Genomic DNA, 22,157 nt, shown 5'->3' with positions numbered 1-22,157 from the left:
ATTTTATAATATGCACCATTACTTTATTTTTTATCAAAATGTGCTTTTAAAATGTAAAATTACTATAAAATATTCATTTTGTCAAATCATTATTTTCCATATTTTAATGTTAACGTTCACTTTATAAATGGCTTGTTTAAATTCATCAGATAATATCTTTTAAAAACTAGAAGTAATCTAATATCTTAAAATCTTATGAAGCTAATAACAAAGTTTTATAGTATATTTTTAATATACTTTTATTATATTTCGTAACAATGTAAGCATCTTCAACATATTATAGACTATGTGCATTATAGAGATATAATGTTCAAATATACTAATGATAAATGGAGATGAATCTGATATGACACGTGATTATTCAAATAATGATTATGAATATGAAGATTACAAAGATGAAGATAAATACGGTAAGGACTCTTATAAGAAGCCTTGCAAAGAGTATGATGACTATGATGATGACGATGATAAGCGTTGCAAGAAGCATGACAAAGACAACGATAAGCGCTGCAAGAAATATTACGAAGAGTACCTTGATAGATATTGTAAGAAACGTGAAGATGACAAAAAAGATGATGATAAAAAACGTTGCAAGAAGCATGATGATGAAGACAGATGTTGTAAAAAGCATGATGACGACGATGACGATGATAAGTGTTGCAAGAAGCATGACAAAGACAACGATAAGCGCTGTAAGAAATACTACGAAGAGTACCTTGATAGATATTGTAAGAAACGTGAAGATGACAAAAAAGATGATGATAAAAAACGTTGCAAGAAGCATGATGATGAAGACAGATGTTGTAAAAAGCATGATGACGACGATGACGATGATAAGCGTTGCAAGAAGCATGACAAAGACAACGATAAGCGCTGCAAGAAATACTACGAAGAGTATCTTGATAGATACTGCAAGAAAGATAACGATGACAAAAAAGATGATGATAAAGATGACTATAAGGACAACGATTATTCTGTTGAAAAGTATTTTTATTGGTGTAGAGATGAGTACGACAACTCTAAAAAGTATAGATAATATAATCATTTTGTAAAATAGTGTTTATAATCCTTTAATTTAAAAATTTAGGAGTAACTATTATTTAGTTACTCCTTTTATTATACTTTTAATAATTAAATATAAATTGTTTAATTATTTGAGCACACATTTATTATAAAACCAATACAGTAATTAGCTTCCTAAATCCGCTTCCTATTCTTCATCCTGCAATGCATCATATCCATGTTCATTTGTACGAATCTTTATTACATCTTCTACATCATAAATAAATATTTTTCCATCCCCAATATTTCCTGTATAAAGTACCTTTTGAACAGTTTTAACAAGAATTTCAATTGGAATTTTACATATAATAACGTCAATCTTAACCTTAGGAAGCAACCTTGTCTCCATAGGTACCCCCATGAAATAGGTTGGATTTCCATTTTGCATACCATGTCCAAGAACATTTGTAACTGTAAGCCCAGTGACACCAAGCTTTTCAAGAGCAGCTTGCAATTCTGAGAATTTGTTTTGATTTGTAATTATAGTAACCTTTGTAATTTTTTCGCCTTGGTGTTCTTTGTGAATAACAGGTATTGCAACCTCTTCTGAAACAGTGTTTGCATTTGTAGGAATAGATTTATTATCTAGCTTGATATCTTCTACACTATTTGTATATGCTGTTCCATTTGCAACTGGAGCGAAGTCTGGATAAGCAATATTTCCATGTTCTCCAATATCAAGACCTGCAATTTCTTCCTCTGGAGATACACGAATGCCAATGGTTTTCTTAATTAAATACCAAACTAGTAAAGATGAAATAAATACAAATGCACCTACAGCAATTATACCTATAAGTTGAATCCAAATAAGTTCGAATCCGCCTCCATAGAAAAGACCATTTTTAGTTGATAGACTTGTAACTCCTTCTCTTGCAAATAACCCTACACAGATTGTCCCAAAAACACCACAGCAAAGATGAACAGCTGTTGCCCCTACTGGATCGTCAACTTTTATTTTATCGAAGAACATTACTGCATATACAACTATAATACCAGCTATAGCTCCAATTAATAAAGAAGCTTCAATGCTAACATATGCACAACTACCTGTAATTCCTACTAGTCCTGCAAGACAGCCATTTATAGTCATTCCTAAGTCAGGCTTTCCTATTACAATCCACGAAGTAGCTGTTGATGTTAATATAGCTGCAATTGCTGCAGTATTAGTTGTCATTAGTATATGCATAACATCTGCTGGATTTTGAAAACTCATTGTTGATCCAGGATTAAAACCAAACCATCCAAGCCAAAGCACAAATAAACCTATAACGGCTAGTGACATATTATGCCCTGGAATAGCTTTTGCCTTTCCATCTTTACCGTATTTCCCAATACGAGGTCCAAGAATTAATGCTCCAGCAAGAGCAGCCCAGCCTCCAACTGAATGTACAACCGTGTCACCTGCAAAATCCATAAATCCTATACTTGCAAGCCAGCCACTTCCCCATACCCAATGACCTATTATTGGATATATAACAAGTGTTAGCACAAATGAGAAAACAATAAATGAGATATATTTTACACGTTCAGCAACAGCACCTGAAACTATAGTTGCTGCAGTACCACAGAAAACTAATTGAAAGAAAAATTTACCCCAGAAAGGAACATTTGATGTCAATGTTTCATTATAAAATGAGAGATCGGCATTTCCTAAAATAAAAATATTCTTAGTTCCTATGAACGGATTGTCCCCTCCAAACATTAGCCCCCAACCTAATAGCATAAATCCAAGAGAAGAAACTGCAAACACAATAAAGTTTTTTGAGAGAATGTTGACAGTATTCTTTGATCTTGCAAAACCTGCTTCAACTGATGCAAATCCCAAGTTCATAAAGAAAACTAAAATAGCTGCAACTAATACCCACATGGTATCAATAATCATTGTAGCATTCATCATATATAATACCCCCTAACTAAATAAAAAAGAGAGCAGAGACGTTTTTCTAAGAACGTCTCTGCTCTCTTTTTGTTATTAATAATATAATATCATAACTAAAATACCTTGTCAATATTTCCCATATAAACTAAATAAACATCTTACTTCTAGTTTTAAATTCAGTAATTCTATACAACATGCTGGTAAGTTATTATGTCTTTCCAGATACCACTTCAGCAATTGAACAACACATTGATAATATTTATACAAAGATACCCATATTTAAATGACTTATAGCTATTATAAATGCCACTAAAATCATAATCATCGTACTAGTTCAAATGCAATAAACTTATTAACCTAATGGTAAGATTTCAACTATCTCCATAAATACAGCAGTTGAAGCGTCTTTTAATTGTGCTTCCTTTACTAATTCATTTATTTTATCTTCATCCGTAATAGTCTTCAATATCACTCTTGCCCCTTGATTTCTTAAAGCTTTATCTTCTGCTTCAGGATTATGGGCAAATAAAGATAGAACAGCTATTTGTCTTTCTAACATATTCTTCTTAGTATTTCCTTCTGTAGCTATATTAAATAGTAAAGTATTATCATTCACTAATCCAGGAACTATAGTTGCTGCATTTGGTGTTCCATCTTCATTTGTTGTAGAAACAACAACTGCTGCTGCTTTACTAACATTATTTTTTAAAACTTCTTTTACCTTTGCTTCATCCCATGAACTTTCCCCATAATATACTTCTGTAGATGCCTTAGAAATAGTATCCACACTTGCTGTAACAGTTTCATTTTCTTTTTGCTCTGAGCAAGCTATCATGGATAATGTCATACCTCCACATAATAATAATGCAATCAATTTCTTTTTCATCTTATTACCACCCCTGTAATTTTTATGTAACCATTCTCATTATATACGCCTTTTCTACTTTTTACAACAAAATACGCATTTTATTTGTATTATTTTTAACAAAAATAAATCGTAGGCCTATAAATATAGCCTACGATTAAAATTATTATTCAAACTCTATAGTTGCAGGTGGTTTTCCTGTACAATCATACATTACACGGTTAACACCCTTAACTTCATTTACAATTCTAGTTGTTACTTTTCCAAGTACTTCCCATGGAAGATCTGCTGATTCTGCTGTCATGAAGTCACTTGTAGTTACTGCACGAAGAACTACTGCATAATCATAAGTTCTTTCATCTCCCATTACACCAACTGAACGCATATTAGTAAGTGCTGCAAAGTATTGACCTAGTTCTTTATCAACTCCTGCATTTGCTATCTCTTCTCTGTAAATTGCATCTGCATCTTGAACTATTCTAACTTTTTCTGCCGTTACTTCACCAATTATACGTATTCCAAGACCTGGTCCTGGGAATGGTTGTCTGTAAACTAATTTTTCTGGTATTCCAAGCTCTAAACCAGCTTTACGTACTTCATCCTTAAATAATAATCTTAATGGTTCAATTATTTCTTTAAAATCAACATAGTCTGGAAGTCCTCCAACATTATGATGTGATTTTATAACTGCTGATTTTCCAAGTCCACTTTCAATTACATCTGGATAAATAGTTCCTTGTACTAAGAAATCTACTGCTCCTATTTTTTTAGCTTCCTCTTCAAATACTCTTATGAACTCTTCACCGATTATCTTTCTCTTTTGTTCTGGCTCTTCTACTCCTTTTAACTTTTCATAAAATCTTTCTTGAGCATTTACACGTATAAAGTTTAAGTCATATTGTCCGTTAGGTCCAAATACTTCTTCAACTTCATCTCCTTCATTTTTACGAAGTAAACCATGATCAACAAACACACAAGTTAATTGATTTCCTACAGCTTTTGAAAGTAATACAGCAGCTACAGATGAATCAACCCCACCTGATAATGCACATAATACTTTACCATTTCCAACTTTTTCACGTACTTCTTCAATTGTCTTTTCTACAAATGAATCCATTTTCCAATCACCAGAGCATTCACAAACATTATATAAGAAGTTTGATATCATCTTTGTTCCTTCTTGTGTATGCATAACTTCTGGATGGAATTGAACTGCATATAAATTCTTTTCTTCGCACTCCATTGCAGCAACTGGACACACTGGTGTATTAGCTATTATTTTAAATCCTTCTGGAGCTTTTTCTATGTAATCTGTATGACTCATCCAACAAATAGTAGATGCTGATACTCCATCAAATATTTTTGAATCAACATTAACATCAACCTTTGTCTTTCCATATTCACTTACAGGAGCAGTAGCAACCTTTCCTCCAAGCATATGAGCCATTAATTGAGATCCATAACAAATTCCAAGTATAGGAATCCCAGCTTCAAATAAAGCTTTATCACATAAAGGAGAATCTTCTCCATATACACTGTTTGGTCCACCTGTAAATATTATTCCCTTTGGATTCATTTCCTTTATTTCATCAACGCTTAAAGTATGTGGGTGAACTTCACAATAAACACCACATTCCCTAACTCTTCTAGCTATCAATTGGTTATATTGTCCACCGAAGTCAACAACTAAAATTAACTCTTTATTCATGGGTACCTCCAAAATTTCTTTAATGTATAGTTGACAATTGACAATTAATAATTAAGGATGAAATTCAGCCAAAGCTGAATTTCTTAAATAAAAATTTTTCCTACAACTCAGTTTATCTGAGTTGTTTCCTCAATTATTAATTCTTCATTATCAATTATAAATTGTTCTAATTTATTTCCCTAATTCTTTCACTGCTATTTAAAATTTTAATTTTAAATAAATCCTCACGCTTTCACTTTTCACTATAACTCAGCTCGCCTGAGTTGTCTCTATAATTCTTTCATTTGCCATTTAAAATTGCGATTTTAAATAAAATTTTCATTCTTGCATTCTTTCATTATAACTCAGCTTATCTGAGTTATTTCCTCAATTGTCCATTGTCCATTGTCAATTATCAATCGTCTTTTACTTGCTGTAGTTTGGTGCTTCTTTAGTAATATTAACATCATGTGGATGACTTTCTCTTATTCCTGATGCTGTTTGAACTACAAATTTTGCATTTTCATATAAATCATCTAAAGTAGGTGCTCCTAGGTATCCCATTCCAGATCTTATTCCACCTAATAATTGATAAATTGTATCTGCTACAGCGCCTTTAAATGCAACTCTTCCTTCAACACCTTCTGGTACAAATTTCTTTGTTCCATTTTGGAAGTATCTATCACTTGATCCTTTTTCCATTGCGCCAAGTGATCCCATTCCTCTATAAACTTTATAGCTTCTTCCTTGATATATTTCCATTTCCCCTGGTGCTTCTTCACAACCTGCAAACATTGATCCCATCATTGCAACAGATGCTCCACCAGCTAATGCTTTAACTATATCTCCTGAGTATTTTAATCCTCCATCTGCAATTACTGGAACTCCATGTTTTCTTCCTTCTTCTGCACAATCCATAACTGCTGTTAATTGAGGAACTCCAACACCTGCTACTATTCTTGTTGTACATATTGATCCTGGTCCTATACCAACCTTAACACAATCTGCTCCTGCTTCTATTAAATCTCTTGTAGCTTCAGCAGTTGCTATATTACCAGCTATAATTTGAAGTTCTGGATACTTAGCTTTTATTTTTCTTACTCCATCCATAACTCCTTTTGAATGTCCATGAGCTGTATCTAATGTAATAACATCAACATTAGCTTTAACTAAAGCATCTACTCTATCCATCATATCTTTAGTTACTCCTACTGATGCTCCACATAATAATCTACCTTTTTCATCTTTTGCTGCATTTGGGAAAGCTTTTGCTTTTTCTATATCTTTAATAGTTATTAATCCCTTTAAGTTGTTATCATTGTCAACTAGAGGAAGTTTTTCTATTTTATGTTTCTTTAATATTTCAAGGGCCTCTTCTAATGTAGTTCCTTCTTTAGATGTTATTAGTGGACTTTTTGTCATAACTTCTGAAATTAATCTATCATAATTTGTTTCAAAAACTATATCTCTATTAGTTATTATTCCAATTAATTTAGTTCCTCTAGTTATTGGAACTCCTGATATTCTATATTGAGCCATAAGTTCTTGAGCTTGTCTTATTGTGTTGTTTTCAGATAAATATATAGGATCTGTTATTACTCCATTTTCTTGTCTTTTTACTCTATCAACTTCTTTTGCTTGCTCTTCTATAGTCATATTTTTATGGATTATTCCTATTCCACCTTCTCTTGCCATTGCAATAGCCATTTTAGACTCTGTTACAGTATCCATACTTGCACTCATTAATGGAATATTTAATGTTATTTTTTTAGTTAATTTAGTTTTTAAGCTAACCTCATTAGGTAAAACCTCTGATTTATTTGGTACTAATAATACATCATCAAAAGTATAAGCTGTTTTAATAATTGTTGCCATTAGTCTTCCCCCTTAAAAATGATTTATTTCTTTCACTATTTTGAATTTATGAATGTAATATTTCTTTTTATCTCTATTTTTATGTACAAAAAAAGACATACTAAGCCTCTAAGTGAAGTTAATATGCCTAAAAACGCTATATTACAAATATAGGTATAGTATATCAAAATCACTCATAGTCGGAAATTTAAGGTTTCCGGTAGATACTCTCTGCCATATTCAGAGGATATACGAGTTATTTATGTCTGACTATTTTTAATTTATAGATATTATATATCTACGCCCTATGCTTGTCAATAAGTTTGCAATTTATATTTCAAGTAAAATTTATCAATTTATGTCAATCATTCTCCTAAATCTATTAAATAAATCCCACTATTATCTAAAGAAAGTCTTTTTAAATTATTTTCTGCTGGAGTATAGGTTGAATCAAATACTAATGCAACTCTATAATAATTTTGAGCTACCCTTTTATTCCCAATTAATTCTTCAATAACTCCAAATAGATTTTCTATCTCAGCATTTCTGCTATCCATTACTAAAGCTTCTTTTAAATATAACTCAGCTTTAGAATATTCCTTATTTATTATAGCCTCTCTAGCTTGTTTTATATATTTCTTTAAATCATGATTAGCTTTTAATATTTTTATCTTATTCTTATAGCATTTTTCATTATATTCCATACTTACCTCCTACATCCTAATATAATAGAAGATCATTAATTTAGTTTAATCTTGCATCCTTACAAGTCTATATCCAACCCCTATATGAGTTTGTATATAAGTATTTTTCTCACAATTTTTCTCTATCTTCTTTCTTAGAGTAGCCATAAAAACTCTTAATGATGGAATTTCACTTTCATATGCTATTCCCCATATTTCCTTCAAAATATAGGTATGAGTAAGAACCTTACCTACATTTTTTGCTAACAAGCATAAAAGCTTATATTCTATTGGAGTTAAATGTGTTTCTTCTTTTCCTACAAAAACACATCCTGATACATAATCTATCTTTAAATCTCCGTTTATAAATTCGGTGCTTTCTTCCTTTTTTGAGTTATCATAATTCATCTTTCTAATAGCTACTCTAATTCTTGCTAGTAATTCATCTACACTAAATGGCTTAGTCAAATAATCATCTGCACCAGAATCTAAAGCTTCTATTTTATCTTTATCTTCACTTCTAGCACTTACAACTATTATTGGACAATTAGACCAAGCTCTTATTTTCTTTATTATATCAACACCATCTATATCAGGTAATCCTAAATCTAGTACAATAATATCTGGCTTATGTGATGTTGCTAGTATTATTGCTTGCTCCCCATTTTCTGCTGTAAAACAGTTATAAGAATGAATATCTAAAGTAGCATACATAAAATTTCTTATTGCCTTATCATCCTCAACTACTAAAATTGATACCTTCATTATTTACCTCCACTTGTGATAATGTAAATCCTATTACTGTTCCATGAGGTTTATTATTTCTAACATAAATTTCTCCACCGTGCGCATTTATTATAGACTTGCAAAGAGCAAGCCCTAACCCTAAACCTCTTCTACTATCACCTTTATTTCCATTAACAGTAAAGAACATATCAAAAATACACTCTTGATTTTGTTTACTTATACCTCTACCGTTATCTATAACTTCTACTACGACTTTTCTATATTTACTAAATACGTTAATTTGAATTTCACTTCCTGGTTCAGTATATTTAATTGCATTATCTACTATATTTATCATTACTTGAACTATTAACCTTACATCAACATCAACCATTAATAAGTCATCTTTTAAGTTAACTTTAACTTTATAATCTGAAATTTTACGATTTACATGTTCAAGCGCTTCATTTATTATTTCTTCAATTAATTGTGGCTCAGTATTTAATTTCACATTTCCATTATCTAATCTTGATACAGATAATAGATTTTCAACTAAATTTATTAACCAAACTGAATCATCATAAATATCTAAAATTAATTTTTTCTTTGTTTCTTCATCAAATTCATTATTTAATATGGAACTAGCACTTCCAGATATACTGGTAAGTGGTGTTCTTAAATCATGAGAAACTGCTCTTAATAAATTTGCCCTGAACCTCTCATTTTCAGCTTGCATTAATGCATTTTTTTTAGATTCATTTAAAATATATTTCTCTATTGCAAATGAAATTTGACTAAGCATTGCTTCTAGTAATGACTTTTCTCCACTATCAATATTTTCATTTTCTATCATTACTATTCCTATTACAACCATAATATTATTTTGTCCAGTAAGAGGTATATACATAGCCTTCGCTCCTGGTAATGTATCCGTACTAACCCCTGCTCTTTTTTTATTTCTTATTACCCAACTAACTACAGCCTTTTCATCTTCACTTATATATTTCTTATCTATTTCACTACCATCTTCAAACCTATAGTTATATATGCTTTTTATACTCTCATTCTCTACTTCATATATTATGATTGGCTTTTTCAAAAACTTATATAACTGCCTTTGAGCTGTTAAGATTATATCTTCTAAATTATTAGTTCTTTCTAAATCTCTACTTGCCTCTAATAATATATTTGTTCTATTGGCAATTACTGCTGATACATTTGCTTGATATTTAACTTTATTAGTAAGTGTGCTTGTAACCAATGCAGATGTAAGCATTATAATAAATGTAACTAAATATCCTGGATCATAGAAATTAAGAGAAAATCTAGGATCTGTAAAAAGAAAATTAAATAACAGTACACTTGCTAATGAAGCAACTCCACCATAAATAATCCCATCAGTTTTATTTGATATTAATAAAACACCAAGTATAAATACTGTTATTACATTAGCTTCACTAAATCCAAGCTTATATAAAATTGCACTTATTCCTACAGCTAATGCTAATATTACTAGTGTTTTCACTACATCAGAGCTTGATAGTTTTATATTTTTAACTTGATACTTCCTTTTAGCAACAATATCTTCACTATCTGGTATAACATAAAGATCTATTTCAGGAGCTAGTTCTACAATTCTATCTACATATCCTAGCTTAGACTTAAAGAATAATTTTCTCCTTTTTGTTCTTCCTAGAATTATCTTTGATACACCACTTAATTTTGCAAATTCTGCAACTTGATACGGCACATCATCACCATATACAGTTTCTACATTTGCCCCTAAATCTTCAGCAAGCTTTAAATTTTCTCTAAGCTTTTTAATATTTTTTTCATCTAGCTCCTTTGAAACTATTGTTTCTACAAAAAGAGCTGTAAACTCAGCATGAAAGGCTTCTGCCATTCTAGCTGCTGCTCTTATAACTTTAGTATTAGAAGGTGATGAGCTTAAACATACTAGTATATGCTCATTTGTATGATATATTCCTTTGCTATAGCTCTTATTGACGGTAACTTCTTTATTAACTCTATCAGCAGTTTCCCTTAATGCAATTTCACGTAATGCGGCTAGATTTTCTCTTGTAAAAAAGTTGTTCAGTGCCCTTTTGGCTTGCTTTTCCCTGTATATTTTACCTGCATTTAATCTATCTATAAGATCTGAAGGCTCTATATCAATAAGCTCAACTTGAAATGCATCATTGAAAAATCTATCTGGCACTCTTTCCTTTACTACAACATGAGTAATTGATGCAATTATATCATTTAAACTTTCTATATGCTGAACATTAACTGTTGTATAAACATCAATACCTGCACTTAACAACTCTTCTATATCACTATATCTCTTCTTATGCCTTAGTCCATGTGCATTTGTATGTGCAAGCTCATCTACTAATATTAATTCTGGTTTCCTTTGTAATGCTCCATCTAAATCAAACTCTTTTAAAGTTATACCTTTATATTTAACTTCAAGTTTTGGTAAAAGTTCTAATCCATCTAAAAGAGCTAAAGTCTCTGGTCTTGTATGTGGTTCTATATATCCAACTACTACATCTACTCCAGCTTTCTTTGCAGCATGAGCAGCATCCAGCATAGCGTAGGTTTTACCTACACCAGCTGCATAACCAAAAAATATTTTTAACTTTCCTCTTTTATTTTCTAATTCTTCTTCATTAATTTTTTTCAATAACTCTTCTGGATTAGGACGAGTTTCATTCATTTATAGCACCCCTGTTTTCAATTGTTATAACTTTCCATATAAAGCAAGATTAACTTGTAACACATTTACAGTTTCTTCTCCAAATACTCCAAGTGTTCTTCCCTTTGTATATTTTTCAATTATTTGCTCTACTTCATCAGTACTTATATTACGTGCCTTTGCAATTCTTTCTACTTGATATTCTGCTGCTGCAACTGAAATATGAGGATCAAGCCCACTTCCTGATGATGTAACTAAATCTACTGGAATAGGTTCATCTTTTTTATCAGGATTTGATGCTTTTATTTTTTCTATTCTCTCGCTTACTAGCTTTTCATACTCTTCACTTGCTGGACTTAAATTTGAAGGAGCTGCATACATTAATACTTCTCCATTTTCATCTGTAAATGTACTTGTATCCAAGTTCATTACACGTCCCCATAAATACTCATCTCCAGTAAATTCTTGAGCAAGTAATACACTACCATATTTTTTTCCATTAACTTCTATAATACTACCATTTACTTTATCTTTAAATAGTAATTGTGAAGCACCTGTTATAAAAACTGGATATATTAATCCACATATTATCATAAATACTAGTATAAATTTAAATGCTTTACTTATAACTTTCATAATTTATACCTCCTATTATACTAAACCAAGCATAGTTATTATTATATCTATAATCTTTATTGCTATAAATGGAGCTATTATTCCTCCAAGACCATACACTAAAAGATTTCTTGATAACAACTTACTAGCTGGAACTTCTCTATATTTTACACCTTTTAATGCTAATGGAATAAGTGCTATTATTATTAAAGCATTATATATAACAGCTGAAAGTATTGCACTTTCTGGACTACTTAATTTCATTATATTTAATTTTTGTAGTTCAGGATAAAGCCCTAAAAATAATGGTGGTATTATAGCAAAGTATTTTGCTATATCATTTGCAATACTAAATGTTGTTAGTGATCCTCTTGTCATTAAAAGCTGCTTACCAATTCTAACAATTTCTATAAGCTTAGTTGGTGATGAATCTAAATCAACCATGTTTCCAGCTTCTTTTGCTGCTTGTGTTCCTGTATTCATTGCAACAGCAACATCTGCTTGTGCTAAAGCTGGGGCATCGTTTGTTCCATCACCTGTCATTGCAACTAAATGCCCTTTCTTTTGGAAATCTTTTATCATATCTAGCTTTCCTTCTGGTGTTGCCTCTGCTAAGAAGTCATCAACTCCAGCTTCTGCTGCTATTGCTGCTGCAGTAAGTGGGTTATCACCAGTTATCATTATGGTTTTAATACCCATTTTTCTAAGATTTGCAAATTTTTCTTTTACTCCTTGTTTAACTATATCTTTTAAGTGTATTATTCCAAGTACTTTATTATTTTTAGCAACAACTAAAGGAGTCCCTCCAACTTTAGCTATTTCTTTAACCTTTTCTTCGCATTCCTTTGAAAAGAAACCACCTTTTTCTAAAACATATTTCCTAACTGCATCTGAAGCTCCTTTTCTTATTTCATTTCCATTGAAATCTACTCCACTCATTCTTGTTTTAGCTGTAAATTCGATAAAGGTTGCATTGAGACTACTCATATCTCTTCCTCTAATGCCAAACTGTTCTTTAGCTAAAATTACTACACTTCTTCCTTCTGGAGTTTCATCTGCAAGAGATGCTAATTGAGCTGCATCTGCTAATTCTTTTATATCAACTCCATCAACTGGTATAAATTCACTAGCTTGACGATTTCCAAGGGTTATTGTTCCAGTTTTATCTAACATTAATATATCAACATCACCAGCTGCTTCAATTGCTCTTCCACTCATTGCTAATACATTTGCTTGATTTAATCTACTCATTCCAGCTATACCTATTGCTGATAAAAGAGCTCCTATAGTTGTTGGCGCCAAGCAAACTAACAATGCAATTAATGAAGTAATTGAAGTACTATTTACCATACCTGCTTCATTAGAAATAAATACTGAGTAAGTGTACAAAGAAACTGTTACTATAAGGAAAATTATTGTAAGTGCTACTAATAATATTTCAAGTGCCTTTTCATTTGGTGTTTTCTTTCTAGCTGCACCTTCTACCATAGCTATCATTTTATCCATGAAGCTTTCACCAGGATCATTACTTACTTTAATTATAAGCCAGTCAGAAATTACTGTTGTTCCACCTGTTACTGCACTTCTATCTCCACCACTTTCACGGATAACAGGAGCTGATTCTCCTGTTATTGCACTTTCGTCAACTGAAGCTGCACCATCAATAACATCACCATCTGCTGGAATTTGTTCTCCAGCAAAAACAATAACAATATCACCCTTTTTTAGTTCTGTTGAATTTACTTTTACAACTTTATCTTTTTCTTTTGCTGATAATATTTTACTTGCTACAACATCCTTTTTTGCTGAACGTAATGCATCTGCCTGAGCCTTACCACGCCCTTCTGCAATTGCTTCTGCAAAGTTTGCAAATAAAACTATAAACCAAAGTAAAATTGTTATCCCCAATATAAAACCTGGAGAATTGTCTTTAATTCCAAGTAAAGCTACAAAATATAAAATAGTTGTTATAATAGAAGCTATATATACTATAAACATTACAGGATTGTCCTTTTGTATCTTAGGATTTAACTTTACAAAGGAGTCCTTAATTGCTCTTTTTACCATTTTTTTATCAGATAAAATACTATTATTATTTTTCATATATTATCCCCCCATTCTATCCTATCATTTGGAAGAATTCAGCTATTGGTCCTAATGCAAGAGCTGGGAAAAAGCTTAATGCCCCAACTAAAAGTACTACAAACACTAAAAGACCTACAAATAATGCATCATGTGTTGGTAATGTTCCTGCACTTACTGCTACCTTCTTCTTTTGAACCAATGAACCCGCAATAGCAAGTGTTGCTATCATTGGAACAAACCTTACAAATAACATAATCAATCCTAAACTAACATTTATAAATGGTTTATTTGCTGCAAATCCTGCAAAAGCTGACCCATTATTTCCAGCTGCTGATGAATATGCATAAAGCATTTCTGAAAAACCATGTGCACCTGAGTTACTAAGACTATCTAATACACTTGGAACTAATGCTGCAATTCCACTTCCTACTAATGCTGCAATTGGTGTTGCAAGACAAACTAGCATTGCCATCTTCATTTCAAATGGTTCTATTTTCTTTCCTAAATATTCAGGAGTTCTTCCAACCATTAAACCTGCCATGAATACTGCTATTATCGCAAAGGCTAACATTCCATATAATCCACATCCAGCTCCACCAAATATTACTTCACCTAGCTGCATAAGTAGCATAGGCACCATTCCCCCTATAGGAGTATAGCTATCATGCATTGAGTTTACTGATCCATTAGCTACTGCTGTTGTAAATGCTGTCCATGTTGCTGATGAAGCTATACCAAATCTGGTTTCTTTACCTTCCATATTTCCACCAGCTTGATTAATTGTAGATATATCTACTAATCCATTTTGTGCTAATTGAGGTGTTGCATTAGCTTCGTTTACTGCTATTACTCCAAGAGCAATAACTAGCATTAAAAACATTGCAATAAATACTGCTCTACCTTGTCTTTTATCCTTAATATTTCTCCCAAATGTAAAGCATAAAGCTGCTGGAATTATTAGTATTGATAACATTTCTACTGCATTTGAAAAAGGTGTAGGATTTTCTAGCGGATGAGCTGAGTTAACTCCAAAGAATCCACCACCATTAGTTCCTAATTGCTTAATTGTAATTTGGCTTGCTGCTGGTCCTTGAGGGACAACTTGTTTTGTTATAACTGTTCCATCTTCAAGAGTTATAGGTTGTAATAATTCAACTTCTTGATATGATGAAAAATTTTGCACAACTCCTTGAGATGCTATTAATAATGAAACAACTATTGATAATGGCATTAAAATATGAATTGTACTTCTTGTAGCATCTACCCAGAAGTTTCCTATAGTCTTTTCTTTTACTCTAGTGAAGCCTCTTATAAGTGCAAATAAAACTGCTATACCAGCGGCTGCTGATACAAAGTTTTGAACTGTTAATCCTATCATCTGAGTTAAATAAGTTGCCTGACTTTCACCTGAATATGATTGCCAGTTTGTATTAGTTACAAAACTTGATGCTGTATTAAAACTTAAATGCCAACTCATTCCCTTAATGCCTTCAGGATTTAAAGGCAATATACCTTGTACCATTTGTAACAAAAATAAAATTACAAATCCTATAACACTAAAAGCAATTACTGAAATTGAATACTTCTTCCAATCCATTTCCTCATCTTTATCTATTCTTAATATCTTGTATATAAAGTTTTCTATTGGATTTAATATCTTACTTAAGAAAACTTTTTCTCCATTCATTACCTTCCCAATATATTTTCCTAACGGAATAGCTAGTACAACTAAAATTATCAAATATAATGCGTACTGTATTATTGAGTTAATCATTCATTATCACCCCTTAGTAAAATATAAGTTAAATAAACAAATAGCGCTAAGGCTACTAAACCAATTAAAATAGTAACTACTGTCATTATTTTCTTCCCCCTTTCATCTAAAATTATATAAAAATCCATATAAAGATAGTGTTAGGATTAATAAGTATGACATTAAGATTGTATAAAGATTATTTTGTTTATAAAAAAAGGAGGTCGCGTTTCGCGACCTCCTTAAAAAGTACTTATTATTTTTGGTATATTACTTTTCCAATTTTCCTTGCTCTACTCACAAAGATAATTGCCTTCTCTATTTCTTGGAATCTTATTAGTGTATTAATAATATAATTTATATCTTTATCTAATAATCCATACATTTCCTATAATTCCTTCTCTAATTTATCATGCATTCTTTTCAGTTCTTTGCTTCCATCTTATATTTTTAATTTCACATGTGGTTAAATACTCCAATATAACTAAAATAAATTATCATTAAGCATATATATTATCATATCCTATAAAATTCTTAGTTAAAACTAAGATAATATAAATGATAATTTATTTTAAATTCAAGGATATAACGAAACGTGAGACCCTTAAAATATTATTTATTTTATATTAATTATAAGGGGGGCGCGAAACGCGACCACCTTAAAAATGTATGTTCTTTTGTGTATTTTTAAAATAAATCAGGCAAGCTCGGACTTTTATCAGATGCCTGTGGAGTTATTATATTAACACTCTTTGATAAATTACTAAACTTAATTTCATTTGTTAGTGATTGTGACATTGAAAGCTCATCTTTAACCCTGGCTTGATATATAACTAATATATCCGATTCTGATGTCTGGTTGCTTTCTTTAATATTATTAATAGATATCTTAAAATTATTATCGCCTTGACTCTCTATAGCTCTATTTCCATTTGTTATCTCTGTTAATATGCTATTGCCTGATGAATCTTTTAAAACTTTATATATCTTAATATCATTTGTACTTACAGTTTTGAATTTATTATCTATATTTAAATTAAAATCAACATTGTTTCCGCTTAATGTAAATTGAGCTCCGAAGGTTACTGTTGAGTCTTGTGCTATTTCAAAAGCTTTATTGTCGTTTTCTTGAATACCTACCTCTTTATCTATGACCCCATTGTATAAGCCATGAATAAGATTTTTGACTTCTTCTTTTACTGTAATTATTGGAGTTTCTATATTGGTACTTACTGTATTGTTAATAATACTTTTATATATCATTTTGTTATCTGATGTTGTCCCGAAGTTATAAGTTCCAGGCTTAAGATTTTTAGCTTTTAACTTAATTTCTATTGCCTTACCTTCTGCATGATAATTATTATTTTGAGTTAAATTATATACTATAGTTGGAATTTCTACTATTCCTATATTTTGCTTACCACTTTCTGTAGATCTTACAATTCCTGCTACTGGTTCAAAATTACTTCCTAAATTTAAGTTTATAACTGGTTTAAATTCATAAGAAACATATTTTACAGAACTCATAAGCTTTTCTGTTATAGTTTTAAAATTTGAATTTCTTATATTATTAAAATCATTTTTAGCATATATAATATCTTCATCACTTCCTCCTAATGCTTTATGAAGATTATATAAATTGCTTTTCTTTTCTTCATTATTGAAAGAAAGAGTTATTATTCTATATCCCTTATTAATAATATTTTTATAATCATTACTGGTATAGTTAACATCTTTATTTGAGATTATAACTATACTTTTAGTGGTATTTGCTCTTGCTGAATTAAAAGTTTCATTTACTAAAGCCAAAGCTTTTCCGATATCTCTTTTATCACCACTTTCATCTATTTTCTTAATATATTTCTCATTGATACTATTTTCATAACTTCCTGTATCTTTATCAGGTAAATAATTAAAATCAAAAAGCCTTTTAGCATCACTATTAAAAGTTATAATTGAATATTTAGTATTAGTTTTTATTAAATCACTATTATTAATAGTATTATTAAATATGCTATCCGTAACATGAGTATCTATCATGTTTAAATATTCTCCATTATCCTTTTTATTTTTTGATATATCAATCAAGAAAACAACATCTTTTTCCCCTTTATTAGAAGAATTATTATAAACAAAATCCTCTGGATTTATTTCATATTTAATAGTTATTTCATCATCCTTTTTAATCTCTTGTATATTTTCACTTACAAGCTTTGCTGAAATATTAGGTAATTCATTTGATACTATATCTACCTTTACATCAGCTTTGGATTCTACAGTTAAATTTTCATTTTCAAATAAAAATTTAATATCTATATTATCTAATATTGATTGTGATTGTCCCACTTGACTACCTTTTACTATAAAACTAAAATTAATTGGATCTGCATGATATATAATTTTCCCTGTACTCTTATTTTCAGATATTTTATTATAAACTATATTCCCAACCTTCACTTCATTTCCTCCTAAATTCAAAGCAAATGATTGATTAAGATTTATATCTAGAGACACATCTTTTAATTCATAACTATTTTTTATATTTTCAGCTATTTGATTAAATATCTCTGTTATTGAACCATCACTTTTAGAAAAAAATCCATCCTTTTCTTTTATATCTGTATCATCAGGCAAGTTTTTCATGGATGTATGTATTTGCTTTAGATACTTGGTTCCGTTACTATCTAGTCCATATCCAATTGAATAAGCATTATATTTCCGAGCTCCTATTTGATCTTTAGCTAAATTCTTAGTATATGTCATTGTATCGCTAGTCGTTGAATTACCAGTACCATATGGGGTAGGATCAGTATCATCTAATTGATCATATTTAGAATAATATGTTGGATTTCCATCAGTCATTAAAACTATAGTTTTATTTGCATTGTTATTTTCTCTACTTAATAAATATGTTCCTTTTCTTAATCCCTCTCTTATATTAGTACCACCATTTGCTCTAAGTCCATTGATAGATTCTATTAATGATATATCATTAGCATTTTTCAAGTCGGATACTTTCGTTGCATTTGATGCATATTCCACTATACCAATTTTTAAGTTAGGAACATCCTTCATTTTTTCAATAAATGATTTTGCTGCCTTTTTTAATTCATTTATCCTTGTTGTATTATGCTTTCCATTGGTTTCATGTTCAAGACAGTAATCATCTACCCAAATATGAGATAATATAAACTTATGATGATTTGGATCACTACTATCATGTCTTGTGCAATACCTTAACCTATCATTGGTGCATGTATTTTTTATTTCATCCCTCATACTCCCAGAAGTATCTAATACTAAAATTATCTCCTTTTGCTGTGCAGATGTCTCAAAATTCCCAGGTACTATTTTCCCTGAAACCAATATATCCTCTCCAACCTTTGCAGGATTTGGTGATGCATTTAAATTAGTAATCGTAAAATTTGGTTTTGAATTTACGATATTTGCATTTGCATTCAAACTCTTAAGGGATATTAAAGTTGATATAACAAATAAACTTGTTATAATACTTATTATCTTAAACTTTCTTTTACTAACCATTTTATCCCTCCCCATATTATTTATTTCTAAACTTAACTATGACACTTAATGGTATAGTCACATCTGAGTATCCTTTTTTCTTATTTAAAACTAGCGAAATTTCCAAGCCTGTAGTTTCTTTAAAATTCCCTTTTGGATTCATTCTATAATCTAAAGGCCTAACTTTAAATTCTGTAACATTAGATGATAATATTTTAGGAAGATTTAATTTAGAGTCTGTAACTTCATCCCCATCTTTATTAACTTTCTTTAAAGTTAATTTATTATTTCTCTTATCATATATAAATGTAAAATACTCTTCCCCAATTTTAAACCTTAATTCTTCTACTTCTAGCTTTCCATTATCATCTAGTGATCCTTCATAATTATATTTATTAGTATCTTTAATAGTAACATTATTTAGCTTACTTATTCCTTCTGCTTGTGTCCCATATAGTAATAATTCCTTTTGAATCGCTTCTGATTCTAATTGCAAATCAGAATTGATTTCTGTTTTTGCTAATGTTTTGCTATTACTAAAGAAAAAGGTGTAAACTACTACAAGCACTACAACTGTTAGACTTAATGTAAGTATAAGTTCTAATACAGTAAACCCTTTTGCCTTTTTTCTCATAATTCCACCTCTTCTATTTAACAATTCTCCATAATGATTTTGTAAGGAATTTATCAACACTATAAAGCTCTGAAGCTGAAGTAACTTTTACTTCTTCTCTATCACCTTGTGATTTTACAAATATGTCTTTTAATAAATCATGATTTAAAGCTAAAATACTTCTTACAACTTGTGGATCATAAGTTATATTTTTTTCTCCTTCACCTTTTAAAATTATATTTCCTGTGGTAATTATATTTCCTGTAAAATTAAACTCACCTTCTATTGTTATATCTCCATTAGTTATTATTAACCCCTTATTTATAGTTTGTCCGTTATATTTATTATCTTTTATTTTAATATTGTCATTTTGCTTACCTTTTAAAATTACTATACCTTCACTTGTATTGAAAGGTTTATTCTCAACACTTGAAATCTTACTGAAATCAATTTGATTATCAACAGTTCTCTTAACTTCTTGTCCATCATACAGGTTTTCATATCCTGTAGCATCCCCCATAGCAAATACATTTCTTGCAAATTCATTTCTTTTCTCATTTACTATACTTATATCACTATCACTTATATTAGATTTTTGAACGTTTCCTTTACTATCTTTAACACTTGCTCCAACAGATTTAACTATTCCTTTAAGCTTAACACCACCATCATTAAAACTATAAGAATTATTTTTAGAATAATAATCTGAGAAATAATTTGCCTTCATAGCCGCATCAGATTGTCCATTTTTACTTTCTAATAGCTGTAACGGTGAATAATATTTTAAAGTAACATTTGTAGCTCCATTTAATAAATCCTCAACATCAGTATAAGCTAGATAATTTCCCTTTACTGCTACTGATTCTCCTGTTTGATATTTATTTCCACTTTCATCTGTTGCATTTAAATAAGCAACTCCCATAATATAAGAATCCTTATTTACTGTAATTGTAGAAGTTTTACTTATATCATTTACAATAATACTACTAGAATTTAAATCTTTATCTGCTGTTGAAAAATCAACTACTTTCTTAACTGTTTTATCATTAATCCCATAAAAATTATTTTTTATTACTATATTGCTATTTGTAGCATTTAAAGCTAAATCATTATTTACAATAACATTATTTCCAAAGGTTACATTATTTGATTTTGAAACATTTGAATTTATAGACTTTCCTACATAAATATTTTTAGCAAATATATCTCCATTTACTGTGCTTTGTGCATTATTATTTAAATGATAAGTATTTGCTGTGTATATATCTCCATTAATATTAAAGCTTGTATTATCTAGCTTTATTCCTCCTATATACTTTTCAAAAGTGTACTCTGGTTTTTCTCCTAAATTATTATTTCCCTTTATCCATATATCACCACTTATATTTACAACGCTTTTATTTACTAAGCTTTCAATATTCATATTTCCATCTGCTATTATTGCTTTTCCATCAAAAATAGGATGAATACTTATTAAAGTTATTTTAGAATTGTATTCTGGAGCTACCACTTTAAAAGTAGTAGAAATTGTTTTTTTATTTTTTAATTCTCCTTCAGCACTCTCAAAGATTGAATTAACTTTTATTGTAATACTGTCATCTTTCTTAAACTCGTAACCCTTCTCTGGTATCTCTATTTTAAATGTATCTTTTTTATTATCTACTGCAGACTCAAATTCTAAAGTTCCACTTTCTAGTATTGATTTTATATACTTCTTTTCAATTATTAAGTATTGTAAAATATCCAAATCTACTCCACTAAATTTCTGTTTGTTTTTTTCAGTTAAGAATTCAAAAAAATACTTACTAAAAACTTTATTTAAATTTTCCTTAGTCCTATCTTTCTCTTCTAACTTTGTAAATTCCTTTTTAACTTCTTTATCTGCATATTTTATGGCTTCTTGTGAGGTTTTTATTATTATATTTTCAACTACATCTAGACCTGAATCTGCTTCATAAAGGTTTTGAATCTTTTTACTTTGATTTATTCTCATCTTATAATCATTTGCTGTAACTGCTAATATAGTAGTTCCTGTCATAAATATAATTGCCATTACTACAACTACTATTACAAAGGTAGATCCTTTTTTCTTTTTTCTAGCCTTCATCTATAATT

14 protein-coding genes and 1 riboswitch are annotated in these 22,157 nt (G+C 30.1%); of the genes, 1 reads left to right on the top strand and 13 read right to left on the bottom strand.

The features are described from left to right. The first annotated feature begins 322 nt into the window (after window positions 1-322). Window positions 323-1,036 (top strand): hypothetical protein, encoded by a 714-nt coding sequence (locus NSA50_RS05795; protein WP_257443663.1) that lies wholly within the window; start codon window positions 323-325, stop codon window positions 1,034-1,036. 174 nt (window positions 1,037-1,210) lie between these two features. On the opposite strand, the gene NSA50_RS05790 is transcribed toward NSA50_RS05795, so the two are convergent. From NSA50_RS05790 to NSA50_RS05730, 13 genes are all read right to left on the bottom strand, one after another. Continuing rightward, window positions 1,211-2,956, bottom strand: coding sequence for an ammonium transporter (locus NSA50_RS05790; protein WP_257443861.1), 1,746 nt, complete (start codon window positions 2,954-2,956; stop codon window positions 1,211-1,213). A gap of 337 nt (window positions 2,957-3,293) precedes the next feature. Continuing rightward, window positions 3,294-3,827, bottom strand: coding sequence for a pyridoxamine 5'-phosphate oxidase family protein (locus tag NSA50_RS05785; protein ID WP_195266622.1), 534 nt, complete (start codon window positions 3,825-3,827; stop codon window positions 3,294-3,296). Between the two features lie 145 nt (window positions 3,828-3,972). Next, window positions 3,973-5,514, bottom strand: a complete 1,542-nt coding sequence (guaA, locus tag NSA50_RS05780; RefSeq protein WP_195954253.1) for a glutamine-hydrolyzing GMP synthase — start codon at window positions 5,512-5,514, stop codon at window positions 3,973-3,975. A gap of 405 nt (window positions 5,515-5,919) precedes the next feature. Then, window positions 5,920-7,368 carry an IMP dehydrogenase gene (guaB, locus tag NSA50_RS05775; RefSeq protein WP_195266626.1) on the bottom strand — a complete coding sequence of 483 codons (1,449 nt, stop codon included), beginning with the start codon at window positions 7,366-7,368 and terminating at the stop codon, window positions 5,920-5,922. A gap of 156 nt (window positions 7,369-7,524) precedes the next feature. Then, a riboswitch (purine riboswitch) is annotated at window positions 7,525-7,622 on the bottom strand. Window positions 7,623-7,712: 90 nt separating this feature from the next. Then, window positions 7,713-8,051 (bottom strand): hypothetical protein, encoded by a 339-nt coding sequence (locus NSA50_RS05770; protein ID WP_195266628.1) that lies wholly within the window; start codon window positions 8,049-8,051, stop codon window positions 7,713-7,715. Between the two features lie 45 nt (window positions 8,052-8,096). Next, window positions 8,097-8,795: a response regulator gene (locus tag NSA50_RS05765; protein ID WP_195266630.1), complete on the bottom strand. Its 699-nt coding sequence runs from the start codon at window positions 8,793-8,795 to the stop codon at window positions 8,097-8,099. Further along, window positions 8,770-11,475: a sensor histidine kinase gene (locus tag NSA50_RS05760; protein WP_257443650.1), complete on the bottom strand. Its 2,706-nt coding sequence runs from the start codon at window positions 11,473-11,475 to the stop codon at window positions 8,770-8,772. The genes NSA50_RS05765 and NSA50_RS05760 overlap by 26 nt, the downstream gene beginning before the upstream one ends. 24 nt (window positions 11,476-11,499) lie before the next feature. After that, window positions 11,500-12,090, bottom strand: a complete 591-nt coding sequence (gene kdpC, locus NSA50_RS05755) for a potassium-transporting ATPase subunit KdpC (protein ID WP_257443649.1) — start codon at window positions 12,088-12,090, stop codon at window positions 11,500-11,502. Window positions 12,091-12,105: 15 nt separating this feature from the next. Next, a complete protein-coding gene (gene kdpB, locus NSA50_RS05750) occupies window positions 12,106-14,172 on the bottom strand; it encodes a potassium-transporting ATPase subunit KdpB (protein ID WP_257443647.1) in 2,067 nt (688 codons plus the stop codon). A 16-nt stretch (window positions 14,173-14,188) separates the two neighbouring features. After that, complete coding sequence (gene kdpA, locus NSA50_RS05745) at window positions 14,189-15,928, bottom strand: potassium-transporting ATPase subunit KdpA (protein WP_257443645.1); 1,740 nt, start codon at window positions 15,926-15,928, stop codon at window positions 14,189-14,191. A gap of 666 nt (window positions 15,929-16,594) precedes the next feature. Further along, window positions 16,595-19,450, bottom strand: a complete 2,856-nt coding sequence (locus NSA50_RS05740) for a VWA domain-containing protein (protein WP_257443643.1) — start codon at window positions 19,448-19,450, stop codon at window positions 16,595-16,597. 16 nt (window positions 19,451-19,466) lie between these two features. After that, window positions 19,467-20,063 carry a type II secretion system protein gene (locus NSA50_RS05735; protein ID WP_257443642.1) on the bottom strand — a complete coding sequence of 199 codons (597 nt, stop codon included), beginning with the start codon at window positions 20,061-20,063 and terminating at the stop codon, window positions 19,467-19,469. Window positions 20,064-20,076: 13 nt separating this feature from the next. Beyond that, window positions 20,077-22,149: a hypothetical protein gene (locus NSA50_RS05730; RefSeq protein ID WP_257443639.1), complete on the bottom strand. Its 2,073-nt coding sequence runs from the start codon at window positions 22,147-22,149 to the stop codon at window positions 20,077-20,079. Window positions 22,150-22,157 lie beyond the last annotated feature (8 nt).

This window comes from Clostridium mucosae, assembly GCF_024622765.1.
Lineage (GTDB): Bacteria > Bacillota > Clostridia > Clostridiales > Clostridiaceae > Clostridium.
The sequence above is the reverse complement of the archived record's forward strand: the minus strand, read 5'-3'. Positions and strand labels throughout refer to the sequence as shown.

Excerpts from the sequence above, each read along its gene's own strand:
- kdpB (WP_257443647.1), bottom strand. The coding sequence starts at position 14,172 with ATGAAAAATAATAATAGTATTTTATCTGATAAAAAAATGGTAAAAAGA.
- NSA50_RS05795 (WP_257443663.1), top strand. The coding sequence starts at position 323 with ATGATAAATGGAGATGAATCTGATATGACACGTGATTATTCAAATAAT.
- kdpC (WP_257443649.1), bottom strand. The coding sequence starts at position 12,090 with ATGAAAGTTATAAGTAAAGCATTTAAATTTATACTAGTATTTATGATA.
- NSA50_RS05735 (WP_257443642.1), bottom strand. The coding sequence starts at position 20,063 with ATGAGAAAAAAGGCAAAAGGGTTTACTGTATTAGAACTTATACTTACA.
- NSA50_RS05730 (WP_257443639.1), bottom strand. The coding sequence starts at position 22,149 with ATGAAGGCTAGAAAAAAGAAAAAAGGATCTACCTTTGTAATAGTAGTT.
- kdpA (WP_257443645.1), bottom strand. The coding sequence starts at position 15,928 with ATGATTAACTCAATAATACAGTACGCATTATATTTGATAATTTTAGTT.
- NSA50_RS05740 (WP_257443643.1), bottom strand. The coding sequence starts at position 19,450 with ATGGTTAGTAAAAGAAAGTTTAAGATAATAAGTATTATAACAAGTTTA.
- NSA50_RS05790 (WP_257443861.1), bottom strand. The coding sequence starts at position 2,956 with ATGAATGCTACAATGATTATTGATACCATGTGGGTATTAGTTGCAGCT.
- guaA (WP_195954253.1), bottom strand. The coding sequence starts at position 5,514 with ATGAATAAAGAGTTAATTTTAGTTGTTGACTTCGGTGGACAATATAAC.
- NSA50_RS05785 (WP_195266622.1), bottom strand. The coding sequence starts at position 3,827 with ATGAAAAAGAAATTGATTGCATTATTATTATGTGGAGGTATGACATTA.
- NSA50_RS05760 (WP_257443650.1), bottom strand. The coding sequence starts at position 11,475 with ATGAATGAAACTCGTCCTAATCCAGAAGAGTTATTGAAAAAAATTAAT.
- guaB (WP_195266626.1), bottom strand. The coding sequence starts at position 7,368 with ATGGCAACAATTATTAAAACAGCTTATACTTTTGATGATGTATTATTA.
- NSA50_RS05765 (WP_195266630.1), bottom strand. The coding sequence starts at position 8,795 with ATGAAGGTATCAATTTTAGTAGTTGAGGATGATAAGGCAATAAGAAAT.
- NSA50_RS05770 (WP_195266628.1), bottom strand. The coding sequence starts at position 8,051 with ATGGAATATAATGAAAAATGCTATAAGAATAAGATAAAAATATTAAAA.